Origin of the sequence: Microcystis sp. M090S1, from assembly GCF_020246295.1 — a bacterium.
GTDB classification, from domain to species: domain Bacteria; phylum Cyanobacteriota; class Cyanobacteriia; order Cyanobacteriales; family Microcystaceae; genus Microcystis; species Microcystis aeruginosa.
This window is the reverse complement of sequence record NZ_JADBTF010000433.1, coordinates 1-24028: the sequence shown is the minus strand read 5'-3', so window position 1 is coordinate 24028 and position 24028 is coordinate 1. Positions and strand designations below refer to the sequence as shown.

At 40.6% G+C, this 24028-nt stretch carries 5 protein-coding genes and 1 pseudogene; 4 read left to right on the top strand and 2 right to left on the bottom strand.

Annotated elements, in window-relative coordinates; all coding sequences use genetic code 11:
* Positions 1-8 precede the first annotated feature (8 nt).
* From IM477_RS19065 to IM477_RS19050, 4 genes are all read left to right on the top strand, one after another.
* Positions 9-3314 carry a non-ribosomal peptide synthetase gene (locus IM477_RS19065; protein WP_287733074.1) on the top strand — a complete coding sequence of 1102 codons (3306 nt, stop codon included), beginning with the start codon at positions 9-11 and terminating at the stop codon, positions 3312-3314.
* The gene (locus tag IM477_RS19060) at positions 3311-17485 is read left to right on the top strand and encodes a non-ribosomal peptide synthetase (protein ID WP_287733073.1); all 14175 of its coding nucleotides are present in this window, start codon (positions 3311-3313) and stop codon (positions 17483-17485) included. Before IM477_RS19065 ends, IM477_RS19060 begins: the two co-directional genes overlap by 4 nt.
* Positions 17486-17650: 165 nt before the next feature.
* On the top strand, positions 17651-21907 hold the full coding sequence (locus tag IM477_RS19055) for a non-ribosomal peptide synthetase (protein WP_287733072.1): 4257 nt from the start codon (positions 17651-17653) through the stop codon (positions 21905-21907).
* Positions 21908-22288: 381 nt separating this feature from the next.
* Positions 22289-22768, top strand: coding sequence for a hypothetical protein (locus IM477_RS19050; protein ID WP_287733083.1), 480 nt, complete (start codon positions 22289-22291; stop codon positions 22766-22768).
* A gap of 172 nt (positions 22769-22940) precedes the next feature.
* On the opposite strand, the gene IM477_RS19045 is transcribed toward IM477_RS19050, so the two are convergent.
* Together IM477_RS19045 and IM477_RS23200 are read right to left on the bottom strand one after the other, a co-directional pair.
* Positions 22941-23099 (bottom strand): microviridin/marinostatin family tricyclic proteinase inhibitor, encoded by a 159-nt coding sequence (locus tag IM477_RS19045; protein ID WP_041804430.1) that lies wholly within the window; start codon positions 23097-23099, stop codon positions 22941-22943.
* Positions 23100-23670: 571 nt separating this feature from the next.
* A pseudogene (locus tag IM477_RS23200) lies at positions 23671-23880 on the bottom strand (MvdC/MvdD family ATP grasp protein); the annotation flags it as partial.
* Positions 23881-24028 lie beyond the last annotated feature (148 nt).

Sequence of the window (24028 nt, the reverse complement as noted above, 5' to 3'; positions counted from 1 at the left end):
ACTCCCAGATGAATAGCACAAATAGACAAAATGTAGCCGATATTTATCCCCTATCGCCGATGCAACAGGGGATGTTGTTTCATAGCTTGTATGAGCCAGATTCAGATGTATATTTCGTCCAATTCAGTTGTAATTTAAAGGGCAATGTCGATGCAACAATATTTGAGCAAGCTTGGCAAAGATTAGTAGAAAAGTATGTCGTTTTCCGTACAGCTTTTATTTGGGAATCATTGAGCCAACCTGTACAAGTAGTGTATCGACAAGTAACTGTGAGAGTCGCTACTTATGATTGGCAACATTTAACCGCACAACAGCAAGAACAGGAATTAGCAGTTTTTTTGGAGAGTGATCAGCAAAAATCCCTAGAATTGTCTGAAGCTCCATTAATGCGCCTAAATCTGATCAAGTTGGATAAAAATACCTATCAATTTGTTTGGAGTAGTCATCATTTATTACTTGATGGTTGGTCTTTATCTTTAGTGATTAAAGATTTTTTAAAGATTTATCAAGAAATTTCTCAAAATCAGATTAGCACTGATCAACCTGTTGTCAGCTATCGCCAATATATTGCTTGGCTACAGCAACAGGAACAAAAACCAGCCGAAGAATTTTGGCAACAAAAACTGCAAGGTTTTACTGCTCCTACTCCTTTGGTCATAGAAAGATCATCAAATTCTAAAAATAGCAACGTCTATAAAAAACAGCAAATTCAGTTCCCCGCTTCAACCACAGCCGCCTGCCAGTCTTTTGTTAGGAAAAATCGCTTGACACTGAATAATTTAGTGCAAGCAACTTGGGGATTATTGCTATCTCGCTATAGCCAAGAAACAGACATAGTATTTGGTGCGACTGTATCTGGTCGTGAGACATCTATTGCTGGTATTGAAGCAATGGTGGGATTATTTATTAATACCTTGCCCATGCGAATCCAACTTAAACCGGACACCTCAGCACTGACTTTATTGAAAGATTTACAAGCTCAGTTAGTTGAGTCTAATCAATACTCATATAGTTCATTAGCAGAGATTCAAACTTGGAGTGAAATCCCTAGAAGTGCATCTTTATTTGACAGTATAGTTGTTTTTGAAAATTATCCAGTTGACGCTACTGCGGTCTTAGGTAATGATAGTTTTTATCTAGAAAATATTCAGGTTTCTCAACAAACTAATTATCCTCTAACATTAATTGCGCTCCCTGGGGAGCAATTACAGGTGCGAATTAGCTATGATACTAACCGATTTGATGATGGGACAATTACTCGCCTATTGGGGCATTTTCAAACCTTACTGGAGGGAATGGTCGCCAATCCAGAGGCGCGAGTTTCTCAATTACCTCTGCTGACAGAATTTGAGAAAAATCAATTATTAATAGACGGTCATAATCCGCAGGTTGATTACCCAGTTACTAAGTGTCTTCACCAGTTATTTGAAGAGCAGGTAAAACGCACACCCGAAGCGGTAGCAGTTGTATATTCAGATCAACAATTAACCTACAATGAATTAAATAATCGAGCTAATCATTTAGCGCATTATTTACAGTCTTTGGGAGTAAAACCTGATCAATTAGTGGGGATTTGTCTTGAGCGTTCTTTAGAGATGATTGTGGGGTTATTGGGGATATTAAAAGCGGGTGGTGCTTATGTTCCTCTTGACCCTGAATATCCGATTGAACGGTTAAGCTTCATGTTAGAAGATGCTCAATTATCAGTGCTGTTAACGCAACAAAAGCTAGGAGAAACTCTACCTCAACATCAAGCGCAGATTATTTATTTAGATAGCGACTGGGAAAAAATTGCTGAAAACAGCCATTCAAATCCAGAAAACACCGTCACTCCAGATAACTTAGCTTATGTTATCTACACTTCCGGTTCCACAGGTAAACCGAAAGGGGTGTTAGTCAATCACTCCAATGTCGTGCGATTATTTGCCGCTACAGATGCTTGGTATAATTTTAATAGTCAAGATGTCTGGAGTCTATTTCATTCCTACGCTTTTGACTTTTCGGTGTGGGAAATGTGGGGAGCTTTGTTATATGGTGGACGCTTGGTAGTTGTCCCCTACTTAATAACTCGTTCCCCCGAAGCATTTTATCAGCTATTATGTCAAGAAAAAGTAACAATTCTTAATCAAACTCCTACCGCTTTCCGTCAGTTAATTCAAGCTGAAGAATCCTTAAAAGGAAGTTTTCCCTTATCAAGGGGGGATCGTTCATCGACAACAGATAACGATTTAAGCTTACGTTTAGTTATTTTTGGAGGAGAAGCTTTAGAAATTAACAGTTTACAACCTTGGTTTCAGCGCCATGGCGACCAATGCCCCCAATTAGTTAATATGTACGGAATTACGGAAACTACCGTTCATGTCACCTATCGACCATTAAGTATGACCGACTTGGATAGTACAGCTAGTGTGATTGGTCGTCCCATTCCCGACTTACAAGTATATTTACTAGACCAACATTTACAACTTGTACCGGTTGGTGTACCCGGTGAGATGTATGTGGGGGGTGCAGGAGTAACAAAAGGTTATCTCAATCGTCCTGAATTGACCAAAGAAAGGTTTATTTCTAGTCCTTTTGAGAAGGATGAAGTGATCCCCCCAACCCCCCTTAATAAGGGGGGCAATGAGCCGTCAAAATTATATAAAACGGGAGATTTAGCCCGTTATTTACCTAAGGGAGAATTAGAATATTTAGGACGCATTGACAATCAAGTTAAGATTCGGGGTTTTCGGATTGAGTTGGGGGAAATCGAAGCATTATTAGCATCTCATCCCCAGATTTGGGAAACAGTAGTAATAGTGAGGGATGATACAACAGGAGATAAGCGTCTTGTGGCCTACATTGTGCCACAATCGGAAAAAACGATTACCATTAACGAAATACGGCAATTTCTGAAAGCTAAATTACCCAGTTACATGATACCTAATGCTTTCGTTATTTTAGATGCCTTACCCCTTACTGCTAATGGAAAAATAGATCGTCGAGCTTTACCCCCACCAGAATCTAGTAGTGAACCATCAGACAAATATGTTGCTCCGCGTACCCCAATTGAGGATATATTAGTAACTGTTTGGTCAGAAGTGCTAAAAGTCGAGAAAGTGGGTATAAATGATAACTTCTTTGAACTGGGAGGACATTCCCTACTAGCCACTAAATTAGTAGCACAGATACGCGATCGCTTGAAAGTTGAACTTCCCCTACGTCAGTTATTCAACTCGGCCACACTAGCAGAATTAGCCCAAGGGATTGAACAGTTAAAACAGGAAAAATCCGATACCATCGTTCCAGCAATTTTACCAAGAAAAAGAAAATGAATTTTGAAGAATTACCCCTATCTTATGCCCAACAGCGTTTATGGTTCTTAGATCAATTAGAACCAAACAGTCCCTTTTATAATATTTCCCTGGCCTTGCATTTAGCAGGAAATCTCCAGGTAGATGTCCTCGAAAAAAGCCTACAAGAAATTATTCAGCGCCATGAGTCCCTCCGCACAAATTTCGCCACTATTGAGGGAAATCCTGTACAAATAATCAAACCGGAAAGTAATTGGCAATTAACGCTTGTCAATGGGAAAGACAGCCCAAAATATCGAGAAGAGCAGGAAATAAAAAAATGGCTAGAAATTCACAGCCATCAACCTTTTGATTTAGCCAATGACTCCCTAATTAGAGCCACCCTACTGCAATTATCAGACACAGAACATTTCTTGCTAATTTGTCTGCACCATATTGTCTCTGATGGTTGGTCAATGGGGGTATTTATACAGGAATTGACAACCCTTTATAATGCCTATACTAAAGGTTTAGAACCTCTTTTACAAGAGTTACCAATCCAGTACGCAGATTTTGCAATTTGGCAAAGGGAATATTTACAGGGAGAAATCCGACAAAATCAGTTAAATTACTGGCAAAAACAGTTAGCAGCAGCACCCGCTTTATTACATCTACCTACGGATTATCCCCGTCCTCTACAACAAAGTTTTCAGGGAGATCGGATAAAATGTATCCTTTCTCCAGAACTTAGTCAAGGGTTAAATAAGCTGAGTCGGGAAAAAGGTGTCACCTTATTTATGACCCTCCTGACCGCATTTCAGACTCTACTCTATCGTTACACAGGACAAACAGACATTTTAGTCGGTACTCCCATCGCTAACCGTACTCGTAGTGAATTAGCTGGGTTAATCGGCTTTTTTGTCAATACCTTAGTCTTAAGAACAGATTTAGCCAGAAATCCCAGTTTTAGCGAGTTATTAAAACAGGTACGAGAAACAGCAACGGATGCTTACGACCATCAAGATTTACCTTTTGAGATGTTAGTAGAGGCTCTACAACCTGAAAGGAATATGAGTTATACTCCTTTATTTCAGGTGATGTTTGGGTTAGATAATGAAATTGTAGATAGCATAGATTTAGAAGGAATAAAAGCCACTCGTCAACCTTTGGAATTTAAGACGGCTAAGTTTGATTTAAGTTTATCTATACAGGTAAAAGAAGCCGGATTAACTGCGATTTGGGAATATAATACAGATCTGTTTGATAAAAGCACAATTGAGCGACTATCAGGGCATTTTGTTAACCTATTAACTGGGATTATTGCTAATCCAGAACAAGTAATTTGTCAATTACCTTTACTAACAAAAAGTGAGAGTAATCAGTTATTATTTGATTGGAATCAGACTAAAATTGACTACAAAAATGATTTGTGTCTGCATCAGTTGTTTGAACAACAAGTAAAACAGAATCCACAGGCGATCGCAGTTAAATTAGAAGATGAATTTTTAACCTACGAGGAGTTAAACTGTAAGGCTAATCAGTTAGCCCATTACCTACAATCTTTGGGAGTAAAATCCGATAGCTTAGTCGGGATTTTTGTTGAACGTTCCCTAGAGATGATAATAGGAATCCTGGGAATACTTAAAGCTGGGGGAGCTTACGTTCCTTTAGATATTGATTATCCCCAAGAGCGAATTACCTATCTTCTTGAAGATACTCAACTTAGTATTTTATTGACGCAATCTAAATTTGTTGAGCAACTTACCCAATTTCAAGGAACAACTATCTGTTTAGATCAAGACTGGTCAATAATCGCCAAACAGAGTACAGTTAACCCTTTGGTAGCAGTTGAGCAGCACAATTTAGCCTATATTATCTACACCTCCGGCTCCACAGGTCAACCCAAAGGGGTAATGATTGAACATCGTTCAGTAGTCAACTATATCCTAACTACTATTCGAGAGTATGGTATTACCTCAGAGGATCAAATTCTGCAATTTTCCTCTATCTGCTTTGATGCTTCTGTTGAAGAAATCTTTGTTAGTTTGTTATCGGGTGCGACCTTGGTATTGCGAACAGAAGAGATGTTGCGCTCTAGTGAGTATTTTTGGCAATGTTGTCAAAAATGGCAATTAACGGTTTTAAGTTTTCCTACTGCCTATTGGCATCAATTAGCCTCTGAATTAACCCCTGATACCCTGCCAATTCTCTCAAAGATTAAACTAATTGTCATTGGTGGGGAAGCCATTCAACAGGCAAAAGTACAGCAATGGCAAACAGTTACAGGCCAATATTCCCCTCTTCCTCGACTATTCAATGGTTACGGACCAACAGAAGCAACCATTGCGGCGACTTTCTCCGAATTTACTTCACCAACTATAACCAATATTCCCATTGGGCGACCCATCAGTAATACTCAGGTTTATATTCTCGATGCTTTCTTACAACCTGTTCCTGTGGGGGTAGCTGGAGAATTACATATTGGTGGTATGGGATTAGCGCGGGGTTATTTTAATCGTCCAGAATTAACTCAAGAGAAATTTATCCCTAATCCTTTTGAGAAGGATGAAGTGATCCCCCCAACCCCCCTTAATAAGGGGGGCAATGAGCCGTCAAAATTATATAAAACGGGAGATTTATGTCGGTATTTACCCGACGGTAATATTGAGTATTTAGGACGGATTGACAATCAAGTAAAAATTAGGGGTTTCCGCATTGAATTGGGAGAAATTGAAACCGTTCTTAATCAGCACAATGCAGTAAAAACGGCTGTTGTTATTGCCCAAGAAGATGAGATAAATCAGAAACGTTTAGTCGCCTATATTATTCCCCAAGTAGAGATTATTTCCGCCCCAAAAGAGAAAAATTCGCTTAATGTTACTGAACTGCGGCAATTCCTGAAAGCCAAGTTACCAGAGTATATGATTCCCAGTGCCTTTGTCATTTTGGAATCCCTACCCTTAACGCCTAATGGTAAGACTAATTACCGTGCTTTACCGGCTCCCGAATTCCAAAGCCAAGAGCAGTATATTGCGCCGCGTAACCCCATTGAGGAGATATTATCCTCGATTTGGGCAAAAGTATTAAAAGTTGCACAGGTGGGGATTCACGACAACTTCTTTGAGTTGGGTGGACATTCATTATTAGCAACTCAACTAATTTCGCGCATCCGTGAGGCTTTTCAGGTAGAAATGCCCTTACGGGAGTTATTTGTTGCACCGACAATCGCCGAATTAGCACAGGAAATAAAACGGATTTCGGAACGAGAACAACTCACTGAACTGCCGATTTTACCCAGGGACAAAACAGCAGAATTACCCTTATCTTTTGCCCAGACTCGTCTTTGGTTTTTGGCTGAATTTGAGTCGAATAGTTCTTTTTATAATATCCCCCTAGCCTTGCGTTTAGAGGGAAACCTGAACTCAGAAATCTTAATTCAGAGTTTAGAAGAAATTTGCGATCGCCATGAATCTTTACGCACCAACTTTATTACCGTTGATGGTATCCCTACCCAGGTTATACAAGCACGAACCTGGACAGTTACGGTTGTGGATTTACAGCATTTATCTGGTAGTGAAAAAGTAATTGCCTCCCAAGAGTTAGCACAAAATCAAGCGGTTCAACCCTTTGATTTAGCTGGTGAACCCTTAATCAGAACCACTTTAGTGGTGTTATCTGAAACGGAACACCTCTTATTAGTCTGTATGCACCACATTGTCAGTGATGGCTGGTCAATGGGGGTATTTCTTCAGGAACTAACCGCCCTCTATAATGCCTATATTCAGGGTTTATCTTCGCCCCTAAATCCCCTATCTATCCAGTATGGAGATTTTACCCTTTGGCAAAGACAATGGCTGCAGGGAGAGGTATTGCAACAGCAACTAGACTACTGGCAAAAACAGTTAGCCGGCGCACCGGCCCTCCTATCTTTACCAACAGATAGACCTCGACCCAATCAACAAAGTTTTGCTGGGGGACATTTACCCTTTAGCCTTTCTTGGGAATTAACCGAAAAACTGACCCAATTAACCCAGGAACAGGGTGTCACCTTATTTATGACCCTGTTAACCGCTTATGCTGTCTTACTTTACCGTTATACAGAACAGGAAGACATCTTAATTGGTAGTCCCATTGCTAACCGTAATCGCAGGGAAATTGAAGGTTTAATCGGCTTTTTTGTCAATACTTTGGTTCTGCGAATTGACTTGTCAGGTAAGCCCAATTTTAATCAGTTATTGGGTCGAGTACGGGAGATGGCAATGGATGCCTATGCTCATCAGGATTTGCCCTTTGAAATGTTAGTAGAAGTCCTACAACCTGAACGAGATTTAAGTCACGCACCTTTATTTCAAGTGGATTTTCTGCTGCAAAATAGTCCCCCGTCTCCCTTAGAACTAACAGGATTAACCGCCACTCCCCTTACCACAGAAAATGACACCGCCAAATTTGATCTAACCCTGGGTATGGAGAATACCGGTGCAGAATTAAAAGGCGTATGGGAATATAATACCGATTTATTTGATCGCAGTACCATTGAGCGATTAACAGGAAATTTTATCACCTTGCTAGAAGCATTGGTTGTTAACCCGCAGCAGCCAATTTTCCAACTACCATTATTAACCGAAGTCGAGGCAAAAGAATTATTAAAAGACTGGAATGCCACCGAAAAAGAATATCCTTTCCATCATTGTATTCATCATTTATTTGAAGAACAAGCAGCACGAACACCAGCTGCAGTAGCAGTAGTCTTTGAGGGTCAAGAATTAACCTATCAAGAATTAAATATCCAGGCGAATCAATTAGCCCATTATTTACAATCTTTGGGAGTAAATTCAGAAGTTTTAGTTGGTATTTATCTAGAGCGGTCGCTGTTAGTTATTGTCGGATTATTAGCAGTTCTCAAAGCTGGGGGAGCCTATATAACTTTAGATCCAGATTATCCTCAGCAACGGTTGACTTATATGGCAGAAGATGCCCAAATTTCTCTACTGCTAACTCAAGAAAGTTTACTCGATTCTTTGCCAGTAGAAGATGTGGGGATAATTGTCTTAGATAAATTAGCCGAGATTTTGACAGTTCAAAGTCCAGAAAATCCCTTCAGTGAAGTAGCACCAGAAAATCTACTATGCCTATTATATACATCTGGTTCAACCGGTAAACCTAAAGGAGTGATGTTAACCCACGCGGCCTTAGTTAATCATAGTTGGGGCATTAGTGAAGTATTCGGTTTAACAGAATCTGATCGCGTTTTACAGTTTGCTTCCTTTGGCTTTGATGTCGCCGCCGAAGAAATTTTTCCCACTTGGTTAAAAGGTGGCACAGTGGTCTTAAGACCAGGGCAAATGTTCCCAACTTTGACTGATTTTGCCGATTTTATTGAACAAGAAAGCCTCACCGTTTTAAATATTACCCCTGCCTATTGGCATGAATGGGCAATCGCCGTTTCCCAATCATTAGCTACTGTACCATCCAGTCTGCGGGTTGTCGCCGTGGGAGGGGATGCAGTGTTACCAGAAACCGTCAATATTTGGCGACAAATGGTCGGAAAACGGGTTCAATGTATCAACGTCTATGGCCCCACAGAAGCGTCTGTAACCGCCATAGTTCATGACTTGCTAGATTATCAGTCAGAAAAAATCAATTCGGTGCTGATTGGTCGTCCCATTGCTAACACAAAAGCATACATACTAGATCAAAATCTGCAACCTGTACCCATTGGAGTTAAGGGAGAATTGCATTTATGCGGTGTTCGTTTAGCGCGGGGTTATCTGAATCGGCCCGAATTGACTGCTGAAAAATTTATTGACAATCCCTTTGCTAATGCAGCTTTCAATCGGTTGTATAAAACGGGAGATTTAGCGCGTTATTTACCCGATGGTAATATTGAATGTTTTGGCCGGATTGACAATCAAGTTAAAATTCGCGGATTCCGTATTGAGTTAGGAGAAATTGAAGCGGTACTTAACCAAAATATTGATGTACAAACATCTTGTGTGATTATTCGGGAAGATACTCCGGGGGATAAATATTTAGTCGCCTACATAGTAGCTCATTACGAACGGATACCGATGATTAGTGAACTGCGTCAGTTTCTGTCCAGTAAATTGCCTTTGTATATGGTTCCTCAAGCTTTTGTTTTTCTGGAATCTTTACCCCTTACTACTAATCGTAAAGTAGATCGTCGCGCTTTGCCCGCACCAGATAAAATAGGAAATCGCAGGGATCAATATGTAGCACCACGCAATGGAATTGAAGAGATGTTGGTGCAAATTTGGACAGAAATACTCAAAATAGAGCAAGTGGGAATTTATGATAATTTCTTTGAAATTGGCGGCCATTCTCTCCTCGCAACTCAATTAGTCTCCCGGGTTCGGAGTTTATTTAAAATAGAACTACCTTTGCGGAGTTTATTTGCAGCAGCTACGGTAGCCGAATTAGCGCATCTTATTGGACAATTACAGCAGCAAAATCTCACTCTAACAGTACCCCCCATTTTACCGAGAACTAAGGATACAGAACTACCTCTATCTTTTGCTCAACAGCGTTTATGGTTTTTAGATCAATTGCAACCAAATAGCGCTTTATACAATATACCGATGGTGTTGCATTTCCGAGGCAACCTCAATCAAAAGGCCTTAGAACAAAGTTTACGAGAAATTTGTGATCGCCATAAAGTATTACGGACTAATTTTGTCACGATTGATGGACAACCGACTCAGATTATTCAAACAACAAGGGAGACAATATCGGTCGTTGATTTACAAGATTTACCCATCCAGGAGCAAGCAGAAAAAACACAGCAATTAAAGCAAAAACAAGCCACTCAACCCTTTGATTTAGCCAAAGAATCTTTAATCAGAATCACTTTAGTGGTGCTATCTGAGACGGAACATCTCTTATTAGTGTGTATGCACCACATTATTAGTGATGGTTGGTCAATCGAAGTATTTATTCACGAATTGACCAGCTTATATAATGCTTATGTGCAGAATCAACCCGCAAATTTAGCTCCCTTACCGATTCAGTATGCAGATTTTGCAGTTTGGCAAAAACAATGGTTACAAGGGGATGTCCTGCAAACTCAATTAAATTACTGGCAAAATCAACTAACAGCTGCACCCCCTTTATTATCTCTTCCCACAGACCACCCTCGACCTGCGGTGCAAAGCTTTGTCGGTACTCAGCAAGAATTTTCCCTTTCCCCCAAACTTAGCCAAGCTTTGACCGAATTGAGTCGCCAACAAGGGGTGACATTATTTATGACGCTGTTGGCTGCTTTTGATGCTTTACTGTATCGTTATACAGGGTCAAGTGATATTTTAGTAGGAACTCCCATTGCTAACCGTAATCGCGGTGAAATTGAGGGTTTAATCGGCTTCTTTGTTAATACTTTAGTGATGCGGACGGATTTATCAGATAATCCGAGTTTTAGTCAGTTATTAACCCGTGTTCGGGAAGTGACAATGGATGCTTACGCGCATCAAGACTTACCCTTTGAAATGTTAGTCGAAGCGTTGCAACCGGAACGGGATTTGAGCCATACTCCCCTATTTCAAGTCGCTTTTGTCCTGCAAAATACACCCAAGTCTGAGATTGCAATGACGGGATTAACGGTGACAGATTTGCCACCGGAAAATACCACAGCTAAGTTTGATTTAACCTTAGCTATGGTTAACACCGATGATGGCTTAAAAGGTGTCTGGGAATATAATACTGATTTGTTTGAGAGTAGCACTATTGAGCGATTATCAGGGCATTTTCTCAACTTATTAGGGGGAATTGCGGCTAATCCTCAAGCGCGGATTTCCCAATTACCCTTACTGACAGAAAGTGAGACTAATCAGTTATTAATTGAGTGGAACAATACTCAAGTTGACTATCCTGAGTATAAGTGTATTCATCAGTTATTTGAGGAACAGGTAAAACGCACACCCGACGCGATAGCGGTGGTCTGTTCCCAGCAACAATTAACCTACAATGAGTTAAATAATCGAGCTAATCAATTAGCCCATTACTTGCGGAAATTAGGAGTAAAACCAGAGGAATTAGTGGGGATTTGTCTAGAGCGTTCCTTAGAGATGATTGTGGGATTATTGGGGATATTAAAAGCGGGTGGTGCATATCTACCTCTCGACCCAGATTATCCCAGTGAACGGCTACAATTTGCCATCGCTGATGCTCAACTGTCATTATTGCTAACTCAAGAGGGATTAATCGATAAATTACCCGAACATCAAGCGCGGCTAATCTTGTTAGACAGATTCACAGAAGAAATTAACCAAAACAGCCAAGATAACCTAACAGGAGTAGTAACAGCCAATAATTTAGCTAATCTCATTTATACCTCTGGTTCTACAGGAAAACCTAAAGGGGTAATGGTGGAACATCGGGGACTATTTAACCTAGCTCAAGCGCAAATTAAAACGTTTAACTTACAGTCAAACTCTCGCATTCTCCAGTTTGCTTCCCTCAATTTTGATGCTTCTATCTGGGAAATTATCATGGCAATAGGAGCAGGTGCAACCCTTTATTTAGACACCAAAGACGCTTTAATGCCTGGGTTGCCATTAATGGGGCGATTAAAAGATTATGGTATTACTCATATTACTTTACCCCCCTCAGCCTTAGCGGCTTTGCCCCTAGAAGAAATACCAGAGTTACAAACTATTATTGTAGGGGGAGAAGCTTGTTCAGAAGAATTGATCAAACAATGGGCTAGAGGGAGAAATTTCTTTAATGCTTATGGACCGACAGAAACCAGCGTTTGTGCCACGGTAGAAAAATGGACAGATGCGACGGAAAAAATCACTATTGGTCGTCCCATTACTAACACCCAAGTTTATATCTTAGACTCCCATTTACAACCTGTCCCGATTGGTGTTCCGGGAGAATTACATATTGGTGGTATGGGATTAGCGCGGGGTTATCTCAATCGTCCCGAATTAACCCAAGAAAAATTTATTCCTAATCCTTTTGAGAAGGATGAAGTGATCCCCCCAACCCCCCTTAATAAGGGGGGAAATGAGCCGTCAAAATTATATAAAACGGGAGACTTAGCCCGTTATTTACCCGATGGTAATATCGAATATTTAGGACGGATTGACAATCAAGTAAAACTTCGCGGCTTCCGTATTGAATTAGGAGAAATTGAGGCCTTACTCAACCAAAATGAGGCGGTACAGTCTTCTTGTGTGATTGTTCGTGAAGATAATCTAGGGGATAAACGCTTAGTTGCTTACGTTGTACCGCAACCCGAAATCAACCTGACAATTAACGAAATACGGCAATTTTTGCGAGCAAAATTACCCGACTATATGGTCCCAACTGCGTTTGTCCTTCTTGATACTTTCCCCTTAACTCCCAATGGCAAAATCGACCGACGCGCCTTACCTGCACCCGATTTACAGGGCCAAGGTGAATATATAGCTCCCCGTAATCCCATTGAAGAAAAAATGGGGCAGATTTGGGGTGAGGTACTGAAATTAAAACGAGTCAGTATTGAGGATAATTTCTTTGAATTAGGTGGACATTCTCTGTTGGCAACTCAAGTTATTTCTCGATTACAGGAAACCTTTGAGATTGTTTTACCCTTGCGTTATCTGTTTGAATCTCCAACTATTGCTCAGTTAAGTGCGGTAATTTTAAAAGAACTGCAAACAGGTTTAGGGTTAAAGCTACCATCAATTGTCCCCGTTAATCGAGAGGATGATATTCCCCTATCCTGGGCCCAGGAACGTCTCTGGTTTGTGAATCAATTAGAAGGAGAAAGTGGGGCTTATACTATTGATTTAACGATGCGTTTGCGCGGAAATCTCAATGTTAAAGCCTTAGAAAAAGCTTTCCAGGCAATTATTCAACGCCATGAACCCCTACGGACTCAGTTTAAACTCAAAGATAACAAACCAATACAAGCGATCGATCCTAATGTAACTTTCACCTTACCAGTTGTCAATCTGCAAAACCTCAGTCATTCTGAGCAACAGGTAAAAAACCTGTTATTAGCAGCAGCATCCGAACCCTTTGATCTCGAATCAGGGTCAGTATTACGAGTCAAATTATGGCAAGTCAAGACAGAGGAATATGTACTATTATTAGCTATTCATCATATTGCGGCGGATGGTTGGTCAATAGGTGTTTTAATCGATGAATTATCGGTCTATTATCGAAGTTTCTGCACCGGTACAAAAGCAGATTTACCTACTTTATCAATACAGTATGCTGACTTTGCCCTGTGGCAGCGTCAATGGTTAACTAATGAAGTATTAGACCGTCAATTAAGCTACTGGAAGCAACAATTAACCGGGGTTCCCCTACTACACCAACTTCCCACAGACCGTCCCCGGCCAGCAATCCAAAGTTTTCGCGGAGGGACGGAGCGACTGCAACTAGATAGTCAACTAACGCAACAACTGAAAAAACTCAGTCAAGAGTCCGGTAGCACTCTCTTTATGACATTACTAGCGGGTTTTGCTGTGTTACTATCTCGTTATAGTCAACAAACAGATGTGGTAATTGGTTCACCAATTGCTAACCGTAACCGCACCGAAATTGAAGGGTTAATCGGCTTTTTTGTCAATAGTTTATTGTTAAGATTTGATTTATCTCAAGAACCGAACTTTGAGGATTTTCTCGCGCAAGTCAGACAAACTACTCAAGACGCTTACGACCATCAAGATTTACCCTTCGAGATGTTAGTCGAAAAATTACAAATTGAGCGCCATTTAGATCGTAATCCTTTAACACAGATAGTTTTTGCCCTTCAGAATGCTCCTAGTTCTCCCTGGGATTTACTCGGACTAAACATTGAGGATATACCATCGGGACTTGATTCAGTTAGGGTTGACCTAGAAGTTTACCTCTGGGATGCACCAGAAGGATTAGGCGGTTTTTGCTCTTATAACAGGGATTTATTTGATGCTGAAACTATTGTCCGTATGATGACTCATTTTAAGACTTTGTTGGCGGCAATTGTGGAAAATCCCCGTCAATCATTAGCTTCACTACCCTTATTAAACCCAGAGGAAGAGTATCAACTATTAGAGGGTTGGAATGAGACAAAAGCTGATTACTCCTATAACAAGTGTATTCATCAATTAATTGAGGAACAAGCAGCGCGTACCCCTGATGGAGTAGCAGTAGTCTTTGAGAATCAACAGTTGACGTATGCAGAATTAAATAGTCGGGCCAATCAACTAGCTCACTATTTACGCTCTTTAGGTGTAGAAACCGAGGTAATAGTCGGTTTATGTGTAGAGCGCTCTTTAGACATGATTGTGGCATTAATAGGCATCCTTAAAGCCGGTGCTGCCTATCTACCCCTTGACCCGGAATATCCTCAAGAACGCTTACAATTTATGTTAGAGGATAGTCAAGTACCCTTATTACTAACCCAAAGTTTACTGATTGATAAACTCCCAAATCATCGAGGCAAAACCATCTTTTTAGCTGAAACTTGGCAAGAAATTAAACCAATGAACCGGGATAATTTGACGGGGAAGGTAACAGCTTCTAATTTAGCTAATGTGATTTATACTTCTGGTTCTACGGGTAAACCTAAAGGGGTGATGGTTGAACATCAAGGGTTATGTAACTTAGCTTTGGCGCAAATTCAGACTTTTGCTGTGTCTTCTCAGAGTCGAGTGCTTCAATTTGCTTCTTTTAGTTTTGATGCCTGTATTTCAGAAGTTCTCATGGCTTTGGGAGCGGGAGCGAGACTTTATTTGGCAAGTAAAGAAAATTTAATGCCCGGTTTACCCTTAATCAAGCAATTACGGGAGAATAAGATTACTCATATTACTCTACCGCCATCAGCTTTAGCGGTACTACCGTGGGAAAATCTTTCCTCTCTGCAAACTATTATTGTCGCCGGGGAAGCTTGTTCTCCTGAATTGGTGAAAAAATGGTCCCAGGGACGAAATTTCTTTAATGGTTATGGACCCACCGAAGGAAGTGTTTGTGCAACGGTAGCTAAATGTACGCCTTTTGACACAAAAATAACTATTGGTCGGCCAATTCCTCATGTGCAGGTTTATATTTTAGACTCGCATTTACAACCGGTTCCTATCGGTGTACCGGGGGAATTACATATCGGAGGAGCAGGGGTAGCCAGAGGTTATCTGAATCGCCCAGAATTGACCGCCGAGAAGTTTATCTCTAACCCGTTTGTCTCCCTTGATCCCCCCCTAACCCCCCTTGATAAGGGGGGAGAGCAGCCGTCAAAATTATACAAAACGGGAGATTTAGCCCGTTATTTACCCGATGGTCAGATTGAATATCTGGGACGGATTGACAACCAAGTTAAAGTGCGGGGTTTCCGCCTCGAATTAGGGGAAATTGAAGCAGTTTTGAGCCAACATCCCTTAGTACAAGAAGCGGTTGTGATAGCTCGCGCTGATCAGGCAAGTGATCATGATCATGACCAGTTTAATACTAATTTGGTAGCCTACTTAGTTCCGGCTCTCAAGGGTCAAGTATTGCCTGAACAGCTTGCTCAATGGCAGAGTGAATATGTTAGTGATTGGCAAAAGATTTACGAAGAATCCTACAGTAAACCCCAACCTCAAATTGAAGACCCCACTTTTAATATTAGTGGTTGGAATAGTAGTTATACGGGACAAGCTATTCCCGCAGCAGAAATGCAGGAATGGGTTGATCAGACAGTGAGCCGAATTTTAGGAAATCAACCACCGCAACGAGTGTTAGAAATTGGTTGCGGAAGTGGATTATTGCTATTCCGTGTGGCGAAACATTGTCAGGAATATTGGGGAGCAGATTATTCCGCTGCTACTATTAATAACCTAGAACAGTTATGTAGCACAATTGAGGGTTTAGAGGGCAAAGTAAAATTATTACACCGAACAGCCGATGATTTTACCGGCATTCCCCAAGCTACTTTCGATCGAGTAGTAATTAACTCTGTTGTTCAGTATTTCCCTAGTGTCGATTATCTATTACAAGTTATCGCAGGAGCAGTCAAGACGATTGCAGATCGGGGTAAGATTTTCTTAGGTGATATCCGTAGTTTGTCCTTACTAGAGCCTTACCATGCGGCGGTACAGTTAGCTCGCGCCGAAGCTAATAAAACCCTTGAACAATGGCAAAAACAGGTGAATCAAAGTGTAGCTACCGAAGAAGAATTGTTAATTGCACCTCAGTTCTTTATCGCGCTTAAACAACGTTTTCCGCGAATTTCTTGGGTAGAAATTGCCCCGAAACGTGGTCAGGCTGACAATGAGTTAACCCAATTCCGCTATGATGTTACTTTACATCTGGATACTGATGGGCAAAAAACGACAATTTCTTGGCTAAATTGGCAGCGGGATCGGTTTTCTTTAGCGCAACTACAAGATAAACTAAAACTGGAACAACCAGAATATTTAGGTATCAGGGATGTACCCAATCAACGATTACAAAAGGCACTACAAATTTTAGACTGTTTAGAAAATCCTCCTGGGGTAAAAACGGTGGGAGAATTGCGGCAATTGTTAGCAAAAAATAGCGGGATAGGGATTAATCCTGAGCAAATGTGGCAACTGGGAGAACAGTTAGGTTACACTGTTCATCTCAGTTGGTGGGAAGGTAGTCAAGATGGTTCTTTCGATGTGGTTTTCTGTCGCCAGAATGCCATCTTAGAACCGATAATAAGTAAAGTTGATGAACAACCATACCCCAATTTTGGGGATGATGAGACGATTATTCCCAAATCCTGGACTGATTATACGAATAATCCTCTATATGGTAAATTAGTCCAGAAGTTGGTGCCACAGGTGCGGGAATTTGTCCAACAAAAGCTACCTAGTTATATGGTTCCCCAGGCTTTTGTTTTGCTTAATACCCTACCTTTGACTCCTAATGGTAAAGTGGATCGGCTGGCTTTGCCTACACCCGATACAGCTACACGCAATTTAGCTACGGGATTTCTCGCACCTCGTACCCCGATTGAAACTCAAATGTCTCAAATTTGGAGTGAAGTTTTGGGAGTCGAACGTATTGGGATTAAGGATAATTTCTTTGAATTGGGAGGACATTCCTTGTTAGCAACTCAGGTTATCTCTCGTTCTCGCGATCTTTTCTCGGTGGAATTGTCTTTACAAAATCTGCTGGAATACCCAACTATCGCTAATTTAGCCCAAATCATTGAAGTTCTTACCGTTGCACCGGGAGAAACAGCTATGACTGAAAGCTTGGAAGATTATGAGGATGGTGAATTATAAAAACAGTTAAAGTTTTAGCTGATATCAATAGTTTAGCAAGACAGTTAAAACGGCAAAGGACAAATATTGATCCTAGTCAATGGCAATCTGATGGACTTTTTCATCCTCAGGGCAACCTTCGTGATTTAGAGCTAATTTAACAACAACTTTGGAGGCAATTGGTAAGTGAAAGTAGGAGATTTTTTAGCGTATTTGAAGGGTTTAGAGATTAAACTATGGCTGGAAGGCGAAAAACTTCGTTTTCAGGCTCCCAAAGGGGTTATGACCCCAGAAATTAAAGAAGAAATCGCCGCCAAAAAACCTGAAATTTTGGACTTTTTAAGAGCGGCAAAAATCCCAACTAATACTGTTGATTTAGAGATTATTCCCGTGTCACGGGATCAGGATTTACCCCTCTCTTTTGCTCAACAACGACTCTGGTTTCTGCAGCAACTTTCTCCCGATAGTCATTCCTATAATCTGTTGGAAGCTTTGCGGTTAGAAGGAAACCTCAATCTATTAGCTTTAGAACAAAGTCTCAGCGAACTGATTCGCCGTCACGAAATTTTAAGAACTACTTTTCCCATGGTAGAAGGGCAACCAATTCAGCGCATTGCTCCCCCTTCAACCGTAAGTTTACCCCTGGAAGATTTACAAAATTTATCAAAGAATGAACAAACAGAACATCTGCAAGAAATAGCGATTGCTTTCTCCTTAAAACCCTTTAATCTAGCCAAGGAATCATTAGTCCAATTTAAGTTACTTAAACTGGGTTCTCAAGAGTATGTATTGCTGTTGAAGATGCACCATATTATTTACGATGGTTGGTCTTTGAGCATCTTCTTTGATGAATTATCTCAACTTTATGCGGCCTTTGTCCAGGGGTTGCCTTCCCCTCTCGCTAAATTATCGATTCAATACGCCGATTTTGCCGTATGGCAACGTCAATGGCTCACCGGTGAAGTTTTGGAGCGTCAACTTAATTACTGGCAAAAACAGTTACAAGATGCACCTACTATTTTAGAATTGCCGACGGATTATCCCCGTCCTCCAATTCCTAGTTTCCGGGGTGATGGGCAGGTTTTTCGCCTGAATCAAGACTTAACGCAACGCCTCAAAAGGTTAAGTCAGGAGTCAGGAGGAACGCTATTTATGACTTTACTGGCGGCTTTTTTTGTCCTAATTTCTCGTTATAGTGGTCAATTAGATGTTTTGGTGGGTTCTCCCATCGCTAATCGTAATAGTTCGGCAATTGAGAAATTAATGGGCTTTTTTGCCAATACTTTGGCTTTAAGGGGTGATATGTCGGTAAATCCGAGTTTTCTGGAGTTATTAGAACGAGTAAAGCAAACAACTTTATCAGCTTATGCTCATCAAGATTTGCCTTTTGAAATGTTAGTAGAAAAATTACAATTAAACCGAGATTTAAGTCATAATCCTTTGATACAGGTGATGTTCTCACTGCAAAATACTCCCCAATCTGAGGCCAGTTTATCTGGCTTAAAGATGGAGAGTTTGCCTTTATCTGTTGAGCTTAAAGTGCGATTTGATTTAGAGGTAAATTTTTGGGAAGTTTCTGATCGTTTAGAAGCAGTTTGGTGTTATAGTACCGATTTGTTTGCTGCCCCCACCATTAACCAAATGGGGCAACATTTTCAGAATCTCTTAACTGCGATTGCAGCTAATCCCAATATGGGAATTTTTGAGTTATCGATGTTAAGTGATGAAGAACGTTATCAATTGTTATCATTGTGGAACGAAACTCACACAGATTATCCCTCTGCTCAATGTATTCATCAGTTATTTGAAGAACAGGTAAAACGCACACCCGACGCGGTAGCGGTGGTCTGTTCCCAGCAACAATTAACCTACAATGAATTAAATAATCGTGCTAATCAATTAGCCCATTACCTGCAAAAATTAGGAGTAAAGTATGAGGAATTAGTCGGGATTTGTCTAGAGCGTTCCTTAGACATGATTGTGGGATTATTGGCTATTCTTAAAGTCGGTGGAGCTTATGTTCCTATTGACCCAGATTATCCCCAAGAGCGCATTAGCTTCATGCTCCAAGATACCCAAGTTAAAATAATATTAACCTGCGAATATTTACAGAATTCCCTGCCAAATCATCAGGCTATTGTTATCTGTTTAGATAAAGATTGGCAACAAATTAATCAGACAAGTCAGGAGAATCTTAACAGCGCGGTTTCTGCGGCTAATTTAGCCTACGTTATTTATACTTCTGGTTCTACAGGTAAACCTAAAGGTGTTGAGGTTATTCATCGTAGCGTTAATCGTCTTTTGTTTGGCGTAAATTATGCACATCTAGATGCAACACAAAGATTTTTACAAATGGCTCCCATTGCTTTTGACGCTTCTACCTTTGAGATTTGGGGTGCTTTATTACATGGTGCGAGATGTGTGATTTTTACGGAAGATATTCCTACCGCTACAAGTTTAAGAAATGCAATAGACAAACATGGCATTACTATTTTATGGCTAACGGCTGCTTTGTTCAATAAGATTATTGACGATAATTCCCAAGCTTTATCAGGAATTAAACAGCTACTAATTGGTGGAGAAGCACTTTCAGTTGCTCATGTTCATAAAGCACTGGAAACTTTGCCATTGACGCAAATTATTAATGGATATGGACCAACAGAAAGTACAACTTTTACCTGTTGCTATCCTATTCCTAAACAACTAGAGGCAACAATAAAGTCAATTCCCATTGGTTGTCCAATCTCCAACACACAGGTTTACATTTTAGATAACTATCTCCAACCTGTCCCGATTGGTGTAGTAGGAGAATTACATATTGCTGGTGCAGGATTAGCCAAAGGTTATCTCAATCGTCCCGAATTAACCCAAGAAAAATTTATTCCTAATCCTTTTGAGAAGGATGAAGTGATCCCCCCAACCCCCCTTAATAAGGGGGGCAATGAGCCGTCAAAATTATATAAAACGGGAGACTTGGCTCGTTATTTACCCGATGGTAATATTGAATATGTAGGACGGATTGACAATCAAGTAAAAATTCGCGGCTTCCGTATTGAATTAGGAGAAATTGAGTCCGTACTTAGTCAAAATCAGGCGGTACAGTCTTCCTGTGTGATTGTTCGTGAAGACAATCCAGGGGAAAAACAGTTAGTTGCCTATATTGTACCTAAGCTAGGAGTAAAGCTAACAAGTGGCGATTTGCGTCAATTTCTTAGCCATAAATTGCCCGGTTATATGGTTCCTGGTGCTTTTGTGCTGCTGGAGTCTTTCCCTTTAACAGCTAACGGAAAAATTGATCGTCGTGCGTTAAAAGCTCCTAGTAATACCAGTGATTCAGACAGATTTATTGAAGCGCGTAATCAGTTAGAATTAAACCTCGTGCAAATCTGGTCAAAAGTGCTAAAGATTGACAAAATTAGCGTGCATGATAACTTTTTTGACCTCGGTGGTCATTCCCTTTTAGCTCCTTATTTAATCACCCAAATTAAAGAACAGTTAGGCAAGGAAATTGCCGTAACTACAATATTTCAAAACCCAACTATTGAACAGTTAGCGACCATTATCCAAACCGATGCAGATTCCTCTAACCAGTCTTGTTTGGTTCCCATTCAACCCCAGGGTTCAAAGCCTCCTTTCTTCTGTGTTCCAGGCGCCGGGGGACGACCATTTTATTTTTACCATTTAGGACGTTGTTTAGGAAAAGATCAACCTTTCTACAGTTTTGAAAATGATCTCTATCAACAGTTTGGAGAAATCACTCGCATTGAGGATATAGCCAGTATTTATCTTCAAGCCATGCAGGATTTACAACCCCAAGGCCCCTACTTTTTGGGAGGACATTCCTACGGTGGTAATGTGGCTTTTGAAATGGCTCAACAGTTGGTTAATCAGGGTCAACAAGTGGCATTACTAGCAATCATTGATTCTTCAGCACCCACTTATAAAGACAAACAAATTTTGCTTGATTATATTAATTGGGATCATGCGCGATGGTTAGCTGAAGTCAGCAAAGGTATCGAAGTTTATTTAGATAAAACCATCGATATTTCCTATGAAACTCTTCAACTCTTAACAGTGGAGGAACAATTAAAATACGCCTTAAACTTTTTTAAACTGGCTAATATGCTTCCCCCCAATGCGGAAACTAGGCAGCTTGAAAAAATTGTCCAAGCCTATAAAACTAGCTGTTTATGTCTGATTGATTATCTCCCTAAACAGACTTATCCGGGTAAAATTACGATTATACGGGCTAGTGAGGAATTATCTGATGATCCAAATAAAGATTTAATAGCTGGAGATTGCGAGGATTCCTCTTTAGGCTGGAGTGAATTTTCTACAGAGCCAGTTGAGATTCATTTCGCCCTAGGAAATCATGTCTCGATTATGGTAGAACCCCATGTCCAGATTTTAGCCGAAGAGTTAAAAGTTTGCCTTGAGATTTGATACCAAACCCGTTTTTAAGACTATGATTAACTCCCAATCCAACTTGAAAAACCCAGTTAAGTACCTAAGCAAAATTAGTTACACATTTCGATAAAGCTTTTGCCTTTTGCCTCTTGCATGAGTGCCTATCTTCAGTAGGAAATTTATTTTGCAAGACTACTTATCAATTGTTTCTCCCCAATCTCCTCTATCTTTTAAACAGGATTTAATCTAAGAACTGACGATTTTCTACAAGTTGTGTGAACGGTAAGACTAATGTAGAATGCTGCAAGGCATCTGATTGCTAGACAGCCGATTTGTATTCTTTTGCCTTACCATGGATTTTATATGACTGAAATCCCGACCAACCAATCCAACTTAGTGATTTTAGGAGTCTCATCAATGACGGAAACTACTGAAACGGCCATTCCCAATGATTTTCTCGGAATTAATCCCACAGAAATCAACAAAAAACTTGTCTCCTGGGGAATTTCTCTGGATGAAGTTGTTCAAAAACTTGCTTCTCTGGGACTCCCCGGCATTATTTTCATTATTGCTGTTGCCGCATCCAGTGCTACTGCCTATCCTGTGATTTACGCACTTTTTGGGTTAGGCGGTCCGCTGGGACTAATTGGTGGACTTGGGGTCTTAGGCATCTCTACCATTATTGGTGACATTGTTACGGGTTATGGCATTGAGGCACTGCTTAAAACGGTCTATCTCAAACGTCGTGAAACAGAGACTCAAGAATATCTCATCAATGAGGTGGAAGGTTTACCAATTTCTCAAGTTCTAAAACTTAACCTGAAAAAGGCTATTGAAGTAGAAATTGCTGCCGAAGAACCCGTTGCTCCCAAAGAAGTCGAAATTGCTGAAGAGTAGTTGTGACTTGACTAAGCACTTTCTCCCCCCGCTCCCCCGCTGCCCTCACCGGCAAATTGACTTTTTCAGCAAACCCTAAATACAACAAAAAACCGCCATAAATTTTACTCCTGCTTGACTTATGGCGGTAGTTTATTTCTGTCTGAATTACTGAAAGCAATCTTTAAATTAATTAACTATCTTCCCAGTCAGAAGGCCATTTCCAAGTCCAAACGGGAGCCGGTTCAGAATCGGGGGGGGAATCGGGAGTCGGAGCCTCGTCTTGGTCCACAGATAAAAAACGAGCAAAGAAGGGGATTGCTTTACTTTGTTCGGTATTGGGATAATTCATGGTCATTCCTAGTTTTGAGTAGCAGCTTTTTCAAGATAGCTGCGATTACCTTGTGATAGTAACATATATTGCCGTCTTACTCAAGTCAAATACTCACCTTACCCGCACTCCCATCGGTGACACTTATCGAAAATTTGGGTTAAAACCCCGTCCTTTTAGGACGGCTTTAAGCTACAATGGAAAAAGCGATAACCAAGCTAAAAACTGAACCTTGACAACAGATAGTAGGGGGTTTTGTTCAGAAAAGAATTCAAATTCGGACTTGAACGAGTAAAACTTTCTAGGAAATAAGGTTGAACATGAGATTTTTTCGACTTGTTCAAAGTGGCCGGAGGGCATCCGGACACTCAAAACGGGCGTGGAGAAAGAGTCAGACTTAAGCAATTAAGCGTTTTTTGGTGAAGCGTCAACCCCATTGACGCGACCACCCTAAAAAAGTGGCGTGGTGAGGAATCGCCGTCCGTTTTACGGCGGCGAGGATGTCAAAGCTTTATTCAGGGTCATCAGGTACGCCAATTTTCTTCCCTGTTCTCCGCTCCCCATTCCTAATTCAAAAGCGATAACTTCTGTCCCTCACCAGATATGATAATATAGATTGATGGTTATAGGTTAATTGATAAAAACTTTTTTTACCATTAAATTGGGCTGTTAGTTGAACCTCTAAGGGAAATTTATCGGTATCTAAGGGAAAAGGTGTGGCTCCTTTTTTTTATATCGCCTCAGCCACGCGGTCAATATCTAGTGCCTTAACAGGAGTTTGGCAAGCATTGCTATAACCCACTTCCCACTTCCCGCTCTACTAATGGGACTTAAACGCTCAACAAGAGTATAATAGAGTATAATCGTTAAAGAGTAAGCACTTTACGTTGAAAAATCGGCGATGAAAGAGACAACCCCAGCCGCGATGCCCCCATGCTTTGACCGATGGT

What these genes read in the sequence shown, in the direction of transcription:
- IM477_RS19060 (WP_287733073.1), top strand. Translation starts at nt 3,311, where the DNA reads ATGAATTTTGAAGAATTACCCCTATCTTATGCCCAACAGCGTTTATGG.
- IM477_RS19045 (WP_041804430.1), bottom strand. Translation starts at nt 23,099, where the DNA reads ATGAATTATCCCAATACCGAACAAAGTAAAGCAATCCCCTTCTTTGCT.
- IM477_RS19050 (WP_287733083.1), top strand. Translation starts at nt 22,289, where the DNA reads ATGACGGAAACTACTGAAACGGCCATTCCCAATGATTTTCTCGGAATT.
- IM477_RS19065 (WP_287733074.1), top strand. Translation starts at nt 9, where the DNA reads ATGAATAGCACAAATAGACAAAATGTAGCCGATATTTATCCCCTATCG.